This window comes from Rugosimonospora acidiphila, assembly GCF_039543385.1.
Lineage (GTDB): Bacteria > Actinomycetota > Actinomycetes > Mycobacteriales > Micromonosporaceae > Rugosimonospora > Rugosimonospora acidiphila.
The window spans coordinates 212,668-225,841 of record NZ_BAABJQ010000012.1; the positions used below are offsets into that span (position 1 = coordinate 212,668).

The 13,174-nt window shown below is 72.4% G+C and carries 12 protein-coding genes; 5 read left to right on the top strand and 7 right to left on the bottom strand.

What is annotated here, in order from left to right; translation table 11 throughout:
- Positions 1-59: 59 nt before the first annotated feature.
- The 4 genes from ABEA87_RS21400 to ABEA87_RS21415 form a co-directional block, all read right to left on the bottom strand.
- Entirely contained in the window at positions 60-584 is a 525-nt protein-coding gene (locus ABEA87_RS21400; protein ID WP_345632066.1) for a PadR family transcriptional regulator, read from the bottom strand.
- Positions 585-678: 94 nt separating this feature from the next.
- A complete protein-coding gene (locus tag ABEA87_RS21405; protein WP_345632067.1) occupies positions 679-1,083 on the bottom strand; it encodes a hypothetical protein in 405 nt (134 codons plus the stop codon).
- Between the two features lie 146 nt (positions 1,084-1,229).
- Positions 1,230-2,030 (bottom strand): C39 family peptidase, encoded by an 801-nt coding sequence (locus tag ABEA87_RS21410; protein ID WP_345632068.1) that lies wholly within the window; start codon positions 2,028-2,030, stop codon positions 1,230-1,232.
- A 277-nt stretch (positions 2,031-2,307) separates the two neighbouring features.
- Positions 2,308-2,904 (bottom strand): TetR/AcrR family transcriptional regulator, encoded by a 597-nt coding sequence (locus ABEA87_RS21415; RefSeq protein ID WP_345632069.1) that lies wholly within the window; start codon positions 2,902-2,904, stop codon positions 2,308-2,310.
- Positions 2,905-3,004: 100 nt separating this feature from the next.
- Between ABEA87_RS21415 and pepN the strand changes: the two genes are divergently transcribed.
- Entirely contained in the window at positions 3,005-5,698 is a 2,694-nt protein-coding gene (gene pepN / locus ABEA87_RS21420; RefSeq protein ID WP_345632071.1) for an aminopeptidase N, read from the top strand.
- Here pepN and ABEA87_RS21425 read toward each other — a convergent pair.
- Both ABEA87_RS21425 and ABEA87_RS21430 read right to left on the bottom strand, forming a co-directional pair.
- Positions 5,695-6,192 carry a GNAT family N-acetyltransferase gene (locus ABEA87_RS21425; protein ID WP_345632073.1) on the bottom strand — a complete coding sequence of 166 codons (498 nt, stop codon included), beginning with the start codon at positions 6,190-6,192 and terminating at the stop codon, positions 5,695-5,697. The two genes, pepN and ABEA87_RS21425, sit on opposite strands and share 4 nt — an antisense overlap.
- A gap of 120 nt (positions 6,193-6,312) precedes the next feature.
- Complete coding sequence (locus ABEA87_RS21430) at positions 6,313-7,992, bottom strand: GH25 family lysozyme (protein ID WP_345632075.1); 1,680 nt, start codon at positions 7,990-7,992, stop codon at positions 6,313-6,315.
- Between the two features lie 205 nt (positions 7,993-8,197).
- Between ABEA87_RS21430 and ABEA87_RS21435 the strand changes: the two genes are divergently transcribed.
- The 3 genes from ABEA87_RS21435 to ABEA87_RS21445 are packed head-to-tail and all read left to right on the top strand — an operon-like array spanning position 8,198 to position 10,756.
- The gene (locus tag ABEA87_RS21435) at positions 8,198-8,848 is read left to right on the top strand and encodes a DedA family protein (RefSeq protein WP_345632077.1); all 651 of its coding nucleotides are present in this window, start codon (positions 8,198-8,200) and stop codon (positions 8,846-8,848) included.
- Between the two features lie 10 nt (positions 8,849-8,858).
- Complete coding sequence (locus tag ABEA87_RS21440; RefSeq protein ID WP_345632079.1) at positions 8,859-10,121, top strand: sensor histidine kinase; 1,263 nt, start codon at positions 8,859-8,861, stop codon at positions 10,119-10,121.
- Complete coding sequence (locus ABEA87_RS21445) at positions 10,112-10,756, top strand: response regulator transcription factor (protein WP_345632081.1); 645 nt, start codon at positions 10,112-10,114, stop codon at positions 10,754-10,756. Before ABEA87_RS21440 ends, ABEA87_RS21445 begins: the two co-directional genes overlap by 10 nt.
- Positions 10,757-10,784: 28 nt before the next feature.
- Here the strand turns inward: ABEA87_RS21445 and ABEA87_RS21450 are convergent, their stop codons facing one another.
- Positions 10,785-11,558, bottom strand: coding sequence for an isocitrate lyase/PEP mutase family protein (locus ABEA87_RS21450; protein ID WP_345632083.1), 774 nt, complete (start codon positions 11,556-11,558; stop codon positions 10,785-10,787).
- 259 nt (positions 11,559-11,817) lie between these two features.
- On the opposite strand from ABEA87_RS21450, the gene ABEA87_RS21455 reads away from it, so the two are divergent.
- Positions 11,818-13,167 carry a sugar efflux transporter gene (locus ABEA87_RS21455; protein WP_345632085.1) on the top strand — a complete coding sequence of 450 codons (1,350 nt, stop codon included), beginning with the start codon at positions 11,818-11,820 and terminating at the stop codon, positions 13,165-13,167.
- Positions 13,168-13,174 lie beyond the last annotated feature (7 nt).

Sequence of the window (13,174 nt, forward strand, 5' to 3'; positions counted from 1 at the left end):
CATGCCGGGGATCGGCACCGTCGATTCCGACCGGTCCGCGCCCCACGGGAACTGGCCGCTCACGAGTTCACCGCCGAGGCGAGCTGGTCCAACCGTGCCGAGGTCAGCTCCAGCCAGCGCAGGTCCGCCTCCAGGTGGAACAGCGCGTGGTCGCAGATGAGCGCGACGGCCAGGTCGCCGTCGAGCTTGCGCTGGGTCAGCTCGCGCATGAGGCGCAGGTGCTCGGTCCGCTGGGTGTCCAGGATCTCGGCCGCCGGGCGACCGGTGAGCAGGGCGAGGACCACCTTGGCGTACAGGGTGTTCTGCAGGTACAGGTCGGGCCTCTCCGGCTGGCCGAGCCACCGCTGCACGTCGGTCACGCCCGCGTCGGTGATCGCGTAGCGCTTGCGCTCCGGTCCGCCGCCCGGCTCCACGCCCTCGACCTCGATCAGGCCGTGCTTGAGCAGCCGGGACAGCGTCGCGTAGACCTGCCCGAAGTGCAGCGGGCGATCCTGGCCGAATCGCTCGTCGTAGGACCGTTTGAGGTCGTATCCGTGCGAGGGCCGGGACTCGAGCAGCCCGAGGAATACCTGTCCGATTGACATGACCGCGACTCTACATCACAGGTATACATCCTGTGTATAGAGGCGGTGGATACTTCCCGGGCCGGGCGGATGGCTCCGGGCGGATGGCTCCGGTTCAGAAGGAGCGGTCGGGCTCCTCGCGGTCCGGACCCCAACTGCGGTGCGCGTCCGACCCGGGCTCCGGGGCGCCCCCGACCTGCCCGGTGGAGTTGGCGTCGCTCGTGCTCATCTCGGTCGGGGTGTTCATCCCGCCGGTGGTGGCGTCGCCGGTGGTCGTGGGCCCCGAGCCGGGTCGCGGCTTGCGCCCGGTCGGGGCGGGCCGCCCCGGCCCACCGGCGGCGGCGCTCCTGTTCAGGGTGGTGCCGGCCGCCGTCGAGCGGCCACCCGGGGCCCGGATCGGGCCGCCGTCGCTCAGCTCGTCGAGGTCGGTGTCCCGGTCGATGGTCGCGTTGAGGTCAGGATCCCGGTCGATGGCCTCCGTGTCGAGCTCGGGATCCGGCTGGTCTGGGCGCTCGTCCATACACCGGGCTTGCCCGGGCCGGCGGCGATCAAACGGCACGAAAATGGCCCGGCCCGGCGGTGGTGAGCCGCCGGGCCGGGCCGGTGCGAAAGGGATTTGGCTTTATCGGTACGCCAGGGGGATCGGTACGCCGGGAGAACCCCGGGTCAGGACGAGTAGCCCCGGGTGCCCATCCAGTTGGCGAAATCGGTGGTGTGCACCCAGTACGAGCCGTCGGCCACGGTGTCGGCCGGGTCGGCCACCAGTACGCTGTTCCCGTTGTCCTGGTACCCCACCACCGTCACGTAGTGCCCGCCGTCGTAGGAGTGCATCCCACCGAGGGTGTCCGTGGCGGTACCGGCGATGTTGGCGACGATCGGGTTACCGGCATTGATGGCCTGCACGACATCCGACCGGAACTTGGTCGCCTGGGCCGGGGTCGCGTTCTTACCCGGGATCGACGTGGTGTGGTACGACTTGTTGCCATCGACGGCGTTCAGCACGCGGGTGGTGTCCACGGCCGAGTTGGTGCCGTTGATCGTGGTGCCGAGCTTGGTGGCCAGCTCGTCCTGGCTGGGCGAGTGCCCCTGCACGCTCACCGCGATCCGGGTCGCGGCCGGGCCGCAGTAGAAGAAGTTGCTCTGCAACTGGTACTGGTAGTTCAACTGCTTCGCGACGGGCATCGGCGGGGCCGGCGCGGTGTGCGGCTTGGTGTTCGCGCCAGGCTTGCCGTTGTCCTTGCCCATGCCTGACTTGCCCATGCCCGACTTGTCGTGCGGGGCCTGCTTGTCGTGCGGGGCCTGCTTGTCGTGCGGGGCCTGCTTGTCGTGCGGGGCCTGCTTGACGACCGCGGCCGTCGTGTAGTCCGCCGCAGCGGGCGCGCCGGAGGCGGCCGCCGCGGGGCCGGCGATGCCGCCGCACACGGCGGCGAATCCGGCCGCGCACAGCGCGGTCTTGCGAGCGGGCATCTTGCTGATGGGCGGCAGCCATCGAGTGAGATTGGTCTTCAAAGGGAGGACCTTTCCGGGATCAGGGCGCGCGTCCTCAAGCCTTGGATGCCTGGGTGGGATTTCGGGTACGCGCCTCGCGACGATGTCGGCGTACCTGATTACAACCGGCCGGGCCGGCCAGACATTCCGGCGCGCGGACCCGGTTGACCAGCCCGCGGGCGGCTCCGAAAACCCGACACCGGGCCGGAAATCACCGGGACATCCGCGCTGGATCGGCGGCAACGACGCGGATGGCTCAGGCGGGGAGGTTCCGGTCGCCCGACGCGTGATAGCGCAGACCGTCCATCAGCAGATCCAGCAGGCGGCTGGCCTGGTCGCGACGCGCCGGCTCACCCGCCGCGAGGGTCACCCCGCTCAGTCCCGCGAGCACATCGGCGGGGTCGACGTCCGATCGCACGGTGCCGGCCTCGGCCCCCGCCGAAAGCAGCGAGGAGACCGCCGCACTCATCAGATCTCGGCTCTGCGCGTACGGATTGCCACCGGATGCGATGACCGCGCGCAACGCGTCGGCCATGCCCCGCTTGGCGGTCATGTAGTCGACGAACCGATCCATCCAGGTGCGCAGGGCGGCGTCCGGCGGCATGGCCACGAGCAGGTCGGCGGCGGCATCGCACAGCCGGGCGAGCTCGTTGCGGTACGCCGCCTCGATGAGCGCCTCGCGGGTGGGGAAGTGCCGGTACAGCGTGCCGATCCCGACGCCCGCGTCCTTCGCGATCCCGTCGAGCGTCACGTCGGGACCGTCCTGCGAGAACGCCCGCACGGCGGCATCGAGCAGCCGCTCGCGGTTGCGCGCAGCGTCGGCACGCAGTGGTCGGGTGCCGGGGGCCGACACGAGCCCTCCTCGTCAGTAGCCAGAATGCCCATGGTACCCGCCTGACCTCGGTCATCGCCGTGGTCGGTGCCCGGGCGCGATTGTCCCTAGACTCTGGCGGGTGTCCGAATGGCGCAACCTGACCAGCGTCGAGGCGGCCGAGCGGGCCCGCCTGCTCGACGTGTCGAGCTACGACATCACCCTCGACCTGACGGACGGCTCCGGCGGCCCGGGCGCGGGTACGTTCCGCTCGACCACCCGGGTGTCGTTCGGCTGTTCCGAGCCGGGCACGTCGACCTTCATCGAGTTGGCCGCGGCGCGCGTGCGCTCGGCCCGACTGGGCGGCGTGGGCCTCGACACCTCGGCGTGGTCGGCCAGGGCCGGGCTGGTGCTGCCCCGTCTGGCCGCGGAGAACCGGCTGGTGATCGACGCCGACTTCGCGTACTCCACCTCGGGCCAGGGGCTGCATCGCGGCGTCGATCCGGTGGACGGCGAAGTGTATCTCTACACCCAGTTCGAGATCGCGGACGCCCAACGGGTCTTCGCCTGCTTCGACCAGCCCGACCTCAAGGCCGCATACGCGTGGCACGTGCTCGTCCCAGCACCTTGGACGGTAGTGTCGAACGCACCGGTGGAGCGGGTTGAGCCGGGTCGCGTGCCGGGTACCAAGACCGTCCACTTCGGAGCATCGGTGCGGATGAGTACGTATGTGACGGCGCTGTGCGCTGGCCCGTACCACGAGGTGAGCGAGCACCACGACGGGATCCGGCTGGGCCTGTTCATCCGCGACTCGATGCGGCGGCACCTGGACGCCGATGAGCTGTTCCTCATCACCCGGCAGGGCTTCGACTTCTTCCACCGCCAGTTCGGCCCGCGCTATCCGCTGCCAAAGTATGACCAAGTGTTCGTGCCGGAGTTCAACGGTGCGGCCATGGAAAATTTCGGCTGCGTCACGCTCGGCGAGGAGTACTTCATCTTCCGGTCCCGGGTGACCGACTTCGAGCACGAGAAGCGCGCCAACCACATCCTGCACGAGCTGGCGCACATGTGGTTCGGCAACCTCGTGACGATGCGGTGGTGGGAGGACCTCTGGCTCAAGGAGGCGTTCGCCGACTGGGCGGCGTACTGGTGCAGCGCGTCGAACACCCGCTTCACCGACGCCTGGACCACGTTCCTGTCCATCCGCAAAAACTGGGGCTACCGGCAGGACCAGCTCTCCTCGACCCACCCCGTCCACTCCCGGATGCCGGACGTCGACTCCGTGGAGGCCAACTTCGACGCGATCACCTACGCGAAGGGCGCCTCGGTCATCAAGCAGCTCGTCGCGTACCTGGGCACCGACGCCTTCCTGACCGGGCTGCGGGCGTACCTGTCGGCGCACTCGGAGGGCAACGCGACCTTCGACGACCTGCTGACCGCCCTGGAACGGGCCAGCGGCACGGGACTGCGCGAGTTCGCCGCCCAGTGGCTGGAGACCGCACAGGTGAACACGCTGCGCCCGGCCGTGTCCGTCACGGCGGACGGCAGGTACGAGTCGGTCGCCATCGAGCAGGAGGCGCCGGCGGAGCACCCGACCCTGCGCGCGCACCGGGTCGCGATAGGACTGTACGACGTGGACGGTCGACGGCTGCGCCGTCGCGAGCGCGTGGAGCTGGTGGTCACCGGGCGGCGCACGGCGGTTCCCGGACTCGTCGGCGTGCCCGCCGCCGATCTGCTGCTGGTCAACGACGACGACCTCACCTACGCCAAGGTCCGGCTGGACCCGCGCTCCCTGGCCACCGTGCTCGACCGCCTGCCGGGCCTGGAGTCGTCGCTGGCCCGGGCGCTGTGCTGGGCCGCGTGCTGGGACCTGACCCGCGACGCCGAGTTGCCCGCCCGCGAGTTCGTCCGGCTGGTCTGCACGGCGCTGCCCTCCGAGACGGATATCAACCTCATCACGAGCGCGCTGCGGCAGGTGCAGGCCGCCATCGACCAGAGCACCCTGCGCCAGGTGCAGACCGTCCTCGACCACTACGCGGACCCGGCCTGGGCACCGATCGGGCGGCGGCGGATCGCCGAGGCGGCCCTGGCGGCGCTCACCGTGCCGCCGGCGGGCCGGCCTAGCGAAATGCCGCCGGCGGGCCGGTCCAGCGACATGACGGCGGCGGGCCGGCCCAGCGAGGTGACGGCGGCGGGGCCGACCGCGCGCCGCGACGGTGGGCGGCGGCTGGCCTGGGCGAGGGCGTTCGTCTGCGCCGCGCGTGCCCCGGCCGAGTTGGCGGTGCTCCGGGGCTGGCTCGCCGGCGACGGGGTGCCGGACGGCCTGGCCGTCGACACCGAGCTGCGCTGGGCCATCGTGTCGGCGCTGGTCGCCGAGGGCGCGGCCGGCACCGAGGAGATCGACGCCGAGCTGGCCCGGGACCGCACGGCCAGCGGCGAACGGGCCGCCGCCACCGCCCGGGCGCTGATCCCCACCCCAGAGTCGAAGGAGCTCACCTGGCGGCGGCTGGTCGGCGAGGACCTGCCGAACTGGCTGCGGCGGGCACTGCTGTGTGGCTTCTACCATCCGTCGCAGCTCGCGCTGACCCGGCCGTACGTGCCGGCGTACTTCGCCGCTATCGGGCCGTTCTGGAACACCCACGACAACCAGGCCGGGCAGGAGTTCGTCGTGTCCGGGTACCCGACCATCCACGTTGAACAGTCCGTTGTGGACGCGACGGATGCGTGGCTCGCCGACCCGGGCCGCCCGGGGCCGGTGCGCCGACTGGTCGGCGACGGGCGCGACAACCAACTGCGGGCAATGGCGGCCCGGGCCAGGGACGCGGCCGGGCGCTAGCGGCCGGCCAGGTCGCGCTTGTAATACGTGGCCGACCCCTGGTAGCCCAGGGCCCGGTAGAACGGCGCGGCCCGCCGGGTGGCCAGGGCGAGGTACGCGGCGCCGATCGGATCGCGCGCCCACGCCTCGGCGGCGGCCATCAGTGACCTGCCGGCACCGAGCGCCCGGCTGGCGGGACCAACGACGATCTCCTCCAGCCAGACGACGGGTCCGTCCGAGTGGAACGCCCGGTGCGCGAACGCCAGGGCGTAGCCGACGATCGCGGGCTCGCCGGGCGCTCCGGTCTCGGGGGGCTCGGCGGTCTCGGCGACGAGGAGTAGCCGGTCGGGCGCGTCGAGGAGCCCGTCGAAGGTCTCGTTGAATGCCTCCCGGGTCGGCACCCTGGAGGTCGCGAGCGCCCGGGCGAGCGGCCAGACCGCATCCCGGTCGCCGGCCCGCCCGGGCCGGACGGTGAACGACGGTGGGGGTACGGCCGGCTCGGCAGTGAAGTTCATCATTGTTCCCTACCAGGCATCACCGAAATTCGCCAATCCGGCACCCCCGCCCCCGCCCCCGCCCGCCGCCCTCCCCGCCCGCCGTCTGCTGAAGAGGCGACGGGCGAGGGCCACCGCTTGTTAGAAGGTGCCGAGGTCCAGCGTTGTCATCCCGCCCCAGCCGGTGCCGAGTTCGCTGCGCCCGGCCAGGGTGTGGACACCGTTCCCGCCCGCGTTCGGGTACAGCCAGAGCACCCCGGCGCTGTCCCGGGCCATCAGATCCGGGCGGCCGTCGCCGTTCATGTCGCCCAGCGCTATCGCGTTCATCCCGCCCCAGCCGACGCCCAGCTGCACGTGGCTGGCGAAGGTCGAGGTGCCGGTGCCGCCCGTACCCGGGTACATCCACAGGTTGCCGGAGGAGTCCCGGGCGATCAGGTCGACCTTGCCGTCGCCGTTCAGGTCGGCCAGCTTGACCGTGTTCATGCCGCCCCAGCCGACGCCCAGCTTGACGCCCGGGTGGTAGGTCGAGGTGCCGGTGCCGCCCGCGTTCGCGTACTCCCAGAGGTTTCCGGAGCCGTCGCGGGTGACGATGTCGTCGCGGCCGTCCCCGTTGACGTCGCCCGTCTCGATGAGGTTCATGCCGCCCCAGCCGACGCCGAGCTTGATTTTCGCGCCGAACGTCGAGGTGCCGGTGCCGCCCGCGTCCGGGTACTCCCAGAGGTTTCCGGAGCCGTCGCGGGTGACGATGTCGTCGCGGCCGTCCCCGTTGACGTCGCTGGTGTCGATGGGGTTCATGCCGCCCCAGCCGAGGCCGACGGTCGTCGACGGGCTGAGCGTGGAGGCGCCGCGTCCGTGCGCGTTCGGGTACACCACCAGAGAACTCTGCGGGGTCCGGGCCAGTACGCTCTCGAAGGCCGGATGCGGGGTCACCTGACCCACCCCGGCGAGTGCGGCCAGCCCGGCGAGCGTGCCGTTGAACACGTCCTTGTCGCCCGGCCAGGGGGAGTCGGCGTACTGCCAGAGGGCGAACTGGTTCCATCCGGCCGGCAGGGTCGGCGGCGAGGCGCTGTACCCGGCGATGTCCAACGGCAGGTTCGCGGAGGACGCGTCGTTACCGGTACAGGGGTTCCACCAGCCCGTGCTGGTGTAGATCATCGGTGCCCGGCCGATCTTCGCCTGCACCTCGTTGACCCAGCTCGCGATCCACGACGAGATCTGTGTCGGCGTCAGCCCCCAGCAGTCGGGCAGCCCGATGGCGGCGTAGGGCCACTCGATGTCCAGCAGGGGCACCAGGGTCTGCCCGTCGTTCGCCCACTGCGCGTTGGCGAGGAAGTAGTCCGCCTGTTCGACCGGGTCGTCGGAGTCCGGCCGCGCGTAGTCGTACGCGCCGACGTAGAGCCCCTGGTTTTTCGCGGCCTGGTAGTCGGAGGCGAAGTACGGGTTGAGGTAGTCGGAGCCCTCGGTCGCCTTCACGTAGGCGAACCTCACCCCGGCGGCGGCCTGTCCGGCCCAGTCGATGGTCTGGCCGCCGGAGTGGTCGTTGCTGGACACGTCGATCCCGGCGACCGTATAGCCGGGCGGTGTGGCGGCCGGACCGGACGCGCGTGCCGCGCCGCCGGCCGACGGTGTCGCACCGGGCGGAGATCCGGCGTGTGCCCAGCCGCCCCCGCCGACGACCGCCGCGCGGTCGCCGGGGGCCGCACCGGTGGCGGCCGGACCGGTGCCCGAGGGCGCGGCGAGTGCGGGCACGGATGCTGTTTGCAGGGTCGCGGCCGCGACCAGCGCGACCATCGCGAACTTGGCCAAGAGTCTGGGTGACATGGGAACCTCTCGGGTCGGTGTCACGCAGCATCCTGCCGGAAGGCTCTCGGCGGGCGCAGCCCCCTTCGACGCGAGCGGTCGCGCACCCAACCGCCGCGCGACCGAGCCACCGCGCCGTGGGTGTGGTGTGGGTGTGGTTTTCCGCAGGTCAGGTTGGCGGCGCACCGCATGGTCCGGTACTGGCCGGATCCGTAGCGTCACCTGCGTGATCGAAATTGCCGGCCTCGTCGCGGACTGGGCCACCAACCTGATGGACACCCTGGGCAGCGCGGGCGCGGGCGTCGCGAATGCCATCGACAGCATCGTGCCGGTGCTGCCCAGCGAGGCGATCCTGCCGCTGGCCGGGTTCGCCGCCAGCCGGGGAGACCTGAACCTGCTCGCCGTCATCGCCTGGACCACGGTCGGTTCGGTCGCCGGGTCCCTGGTCGTCTACTACCTCGGTGCCGCGCTCGGACACGATCGGGTGCGGGCCCTGGCCGCCAGAGCGCCGCTGGTGCACCTGACCGACGTCGACCGGGCGGAGGCGTGGTTCGCGCGGCACGGCGCCAAGACCGTGCTGCTGGGCCGGATGCTGCCGGTCTTCCGGGTGCTGATTTCGGTGCCGGCGGGGGTCGAGCGCATGCCGGTGCGGAGGTTCGTCACGTACACGGCGGCGGGCAGTCTCGGGTGGAATACGATTTTTGTCATGGCGGGCTACCTGCTCGGAGCGAACTGGACGGTCGTCGAGACGTACGGCGGGCTGCTCACCAAGGTCGTTCTGGTGCTGGCGGTGGTGGCCGCGGCCTGGTTCGTGCTGTCCCGGATGCGCCGGCAGCGGCGGTCGGTGCGCCGGCACGCCGTCTCCCGGCGCCGTTGAGGTTGCCCGGATGGCAGGCGACCGCTGGCACCGCCCGACGAGTCCGGGCCGCCCGACGCGTGGGGCCCGCCCGACGCGTCGGGGTCGGCCGCCCGCGGCGCAGCCCGGCACGGCCGCGCCCCCCTGGATGCCGCTGCGCTGGGCGCGGATGGTGGCCGGTCTGCTGCTTGGCTGCCTGTCCGTGCCGGTCGAGGTCGGGTACCTGGTCGCCGCCGGCCTGTGCGTCGCCGCCCTGTCGGGGTGGCCCGCGGCCCGGCGGACCGCCGTGCGCGGGTCGCGGTCCGGGCTACGCGGGCTCACCGGGTTCGAGGGCTGGCGGATGGCCACGTTCTTCGGCGAACCGACACCCCGGGAGTACCCGGACCGGCGGGCGCTCGGCTTCCTGTCCCTGCGCCTGATGACCGGCCTGCTCGGCGGCGCGGTACTGGCGCTGCTCGGATACGGTGCCCGGACGGTCGCGCTGGCGGTCTGGGTCTGGCTGCACGGCGGGCGGCCGGACGGGATAGCGCCGCGAGGGTGGATCGTCGCCTACCTCGTCGTGGCCTGCGCGGTGCTCGCCTTCCTCGTACTGCAGGGCATCCACGCGGTCGCGAACCTCGAGCGGCGGCTCGGCCGTTGGCTCGCGGCGCCGAACGAGCGCGAGGCGTTCCGGCGGCGGATCAGTGAGCTGGCCGCCACCCGCGCCGACGTCGTCGCCGCCATCGACGACGAGCGGCGGCGCATCGAGCGGGACCTGCACGACGGTGTCCAGCAGCGCCTCGTCGCGCTCGGCATGCTGCTCGGCCGGGCCCGGCGCGCGCAGCAGCCGGAACGGATTGACGCGCTGATCCGCCAGGCGCACGACGAGTCCCAGCGGGCGCTGGAGGAGCTTCGGGAGGTGGCCTGGCGGGTGTACCCCACCACGCTCGACAACGGCGGCCTGCCCGCGGCGCTGGAGACGGTGGCCGAACGGTCGGCCCTGCCCGTGCGCATCGACCTCGATCTGCCCGGGGCGCTCGACCGGGCCACCGCGACGGTCATCTACTTCATCGTCTGCGAGTCGGTCACCAACGCCGTCAAGCACTCGGCCGCGCGTCAGGTCACGGTCCAGGCGACCCGGGCGGCCGGCGTCATCGAGGTCCGCGTCAGCGACGACGGTGTCGGTGGTGCCGACCCGGCCGGTGGCGGGCTGACCGGGTTGGCCCGGCGGGTGGCCGCCCTCGACGGACGGCTGCGGGTGGACAGCCCGGCCGGCGGACCCACCAGCGTGATCGCGGAGCTGCCGTGCGGGTGACCCTGGCCGAGGACTCCACGCTGCTGCGAGAGGGGCTGGTGCGGCTGCTGGCGGAGGAGGGCCACGAGGTCGTCGCCGCCGTGGCCGACGGGTCCGCGCTGCTGGCCGCGGTCGACGCGGACCGCCCGGACGTAGCGGTGATCGACGTCCGGATGCCGCCGACGCACACCGACGAGGGATTGCGCGCCGCGCTGGAGATCAGGCGCCGGTGGCCCAGCGTCGGGGTGCTCGTGCTGTCGCAGTACGTGGAGCGGCGGTACGCGACGGAGCTGTTGAGCTCCGACCCCACCGGCGTCGGGTACCTGCTGAAGGACCGGGTCGCCCAGGTCGGTGAGTTCCTCGACGCGATCAGCAGGGTGGGTGACGGTGGCGCCGCGTTCGACCCCGAGGTGGTACGGCAGCTGATCTCCCGTACGAGCCACCACGACCCGCTGAACCGGCTCACCGCACGCGAGCGCGAGGTGCTCGCCAGGATGGCGCAGGGGCACACCAACGCCGGCATCGCCGGCCAGCTGCACGTCTCGCAGAGCGCGGTGGAGAAGCACGTCAACGCGATCTTCGACAAGCTCGACCTGACCCACACGACCGGTTACAGCCGCCGCGTGCTGGCCGTGCTGCGCTACATCGGCTCGTGAGGCGGGCGACTGGGGCTGTGGCGCGTGGCTACCGGGAGAGGAGCCGCTCGAAGCGGACCAGCCGATCCTGCATCGCCGGATACGGCGTGGCGGTGGGCACCTCGCCGCCGTCGCGTACGCCGCGCGCCACCCCGACCGCCGCGTCGATGGCGGCCCGGTACGGCAATGAGCCGGTGCTGACCCGTCGGACACCCAATTCCCCCAGCTCGCGCAGGGACAGCGCCGGGATCACGAGCACGTTGACCGGTACGGGAAGCTCCGAGGTGATGGCGCGAAGGTCGGCCGGATCGGACGCACCGGGTACGAAGACGCCGTCGGCGCCGGCGGCCACGTATGCCCTCGCTCGGTCCAATGTGGACTCGACGTCGGCGTCCTGGCCGAGCCAGTAGGTGTCGACCCGGGCGTTGACGTAGACATCGGGGTTGGCCCGCTTGATGGCGGTTATCTTCGCCGCGTGCCGAGCGGGGTCGATCAGCTCGTTCGCCGAGCTGTCCTCGATGTTGATCCCCGCTACCCCGAGCCCGGCGACGAACTGCGCGACCCGCTCCGGTTCGTCGTCGTAGCCGTCCTCGATGTCGGCCGAGACGTAGGCCGGCAGGACCGAGAGCCGGCGGGCGAGGTCACGGGTGGCGTCCCTGGAGGATCGCCCGCCGTCGGCCCGTCCGGCGCTCGCGGCGACGCCGAAGCTCGTGGTGCCGATGGCGGGGAATCCCGCCTCGACGAACGCGAGTGCGGACGCGACGTCCCAGGCGTTCGGCAGCAGCAGGGGGAGGTCCGCGTCGTGGAGGTCGCGGAAGGTCATCGTCGGCACCCCGTTCCGTCCGTTTCGGAAGTGTGGACTCTAGGGTGCCCCGGCCGTGGACGGCGAAGGTGGGCGGGTCCCCTCGGTCGAAAGACCCCGTCGACCCGTGCTGACGGGGGCCCGACCCCACGAGACCCGGGCCGCACGGAACGAGGCCCAACGGCCGACCGCCTCTCGCCAGAGCCGGTCGTCGGGCATTCGATCGGAGCTGGCGAATAATCGCGGGACGGTCGAGCGGGCTGGGCCGTACAGTGCGACCGTGGCTCCAGTCGCCGGGTCCGGCGCACGCGCGGTCCGCCGCGCGATGTTCCCGCTCGGCCTGCTGTTCTTCGCGACCGGCATCGCCGTGGCGCTGGTGTCGCCGTTCCTGTCGCTGTTTCTGAGCACGGCGGTGCGCGCCGGCCCGGTCCGGGTGATCGTCTTCCTGTTCGTCGCGCCGCTGTCGGGGGTGCTCGCCGCGACCCTGATCGGGCGGCTGTCCGATCGGCGGCCGGTGCGCCGCGCGTTGCTGATCGGCGCGGCGGTGGCGGGCGTGCTCGGCGCGGGGTTCACCGCGTTCGTGCGCGACTACTGGGTGCTGCTCGGTCTGGCGGTGACCATGACCGCCGCGGCGGGGTCGCTGTTCCCGCAGTCCTTCGCCTACGCCCGCCAGGTCCTGTCCGCCGCCGGAAGCGGCCGGGCCGCGATGGGCATCAGTTCGCTGCGGACCGTCTTCTCATTCGCCTGGGTGACCGGACCGCCGCTGGCCGCCGCCCTGCTGTCCTGGGGCGGCTTCGACTACCTGTACGGGACGGCGGCGGTGATGTACGCCCTCGCCGCGCTGGTGGCCCTCACCGCCCTGCGCGAGGTCGCTGCACCAGTGCCCGCTGCACCAGTGCCCGCCGTACCCGGGCCCGCCGTACCCGGGCCCGAGCAGCCCTCGGCCGCCGCCCAGCCCGCGACCGGACCGCCCCCGGCGTCCCGGTGGACGCTGCTGCCCAGCGCCGCGGCCTTCACCATGCTGCAGTGCCCGCTGACCCTGGCCGTGCAGGCGCTCCCGCTGTTCATCGAGCGGGACCTGGGCGGGCGGGCCACCGACGCCGGCCCCATCCTCGGCCTCTGTGCCGCCCTGGAGATCCCGCTGATGCTCGGCTTCGGCGTGCTGGCCGCCCGGATCGGGGTGCGTGCCCTGTTGCTCGCCGGTGCAGGCTGTGGCGTCGCCTACTACACGCTGGCCACGGCGGCGCCCGCCATCTGGGTGCTGGCCGTCGGGCAGGTGGTCGACGCCGCCTTCATCGCCGCCGTGTCCGGCCTGGGCATCTCGTACATGCAGGACATGTTGCCGGACAGCCCGGGGCGGGCCACCACCCTGTTCACCAACTCGTTCCCGGTCGGCGCGATGCTGGCCGGTCCGCTGTTCGGCCTGGCCGAACGGTTCGGTCTGCGCCTCGCGTACGGCATGTCGGCCGCGCTGTGCGCGTGCGGGCTGCTGGCGCTGCTGGCCGTGCGGCCTCCGGGTCGCCCGTCCGGCGACCCCGCCGCCGGGCCGTCGCCGGCCGCGGGTTCGGCGCCGGTCGGCGAGCGGGCCGGCCGGTATGGCGAGAGGCCGCCCCTGCTCCCCGACCGTTAGAGTGCTG

Bases quoted from the DNA above. Each gene is read 5' to 3' on its own strand.
- ABEA87_RS21400 (WP_345632066.1), bottom strand. From the start codon at position 584: ATGTCAATCGGACAGGTATTCCTCGGGCTGCTCGAGTCCCGGCCCTCG.
- ABEA87_RS21405 (WP_345632067.1), bottom strand. From the start codon at position 1,083: ATGGACGAGCGCCCAGACCAGCCGGATCCCGAGCTCGACACGGAGGCC.
- ABEA87_RS21410 (WP_345632068.1), bottom strand. From the start codon at position 2,030: ATGCCCGCTCGCAAGACCGCGCTGTGCGCGGCCGGATTCGCCGCCGTG.
- ABEA87_RS21425 (WP_345632073.1), bottom strand. From the start codon at position 6,192: ATGAACTTCACTGCCGAGCCGGCCGTACCCCCACCGTCGTTCACCGTC.
- ABEA87_RS21430 (WP_345632075.1), bottom strand. From the start codon at position 7,992: ATGTCACCCAGACTCTTGGCCAAGTTCGCGATGGTCGCGCTGGTCGCG.
- ABEA87_RS21440 (WP_345632079.1), top strand. From the start codon at position 8,859: ATGGCAGGCGACCGCTGGCACCGCCCGACGAGTCCGGGCCGCCCGACG.
- ABEA87_RS21450 (WP_345632083.1), bottom strand. From the start codon at position 11,558: ATGACCTTCCGCGACCTCCACGACGCGGACCTCCCCCTGCTGCTGCCG.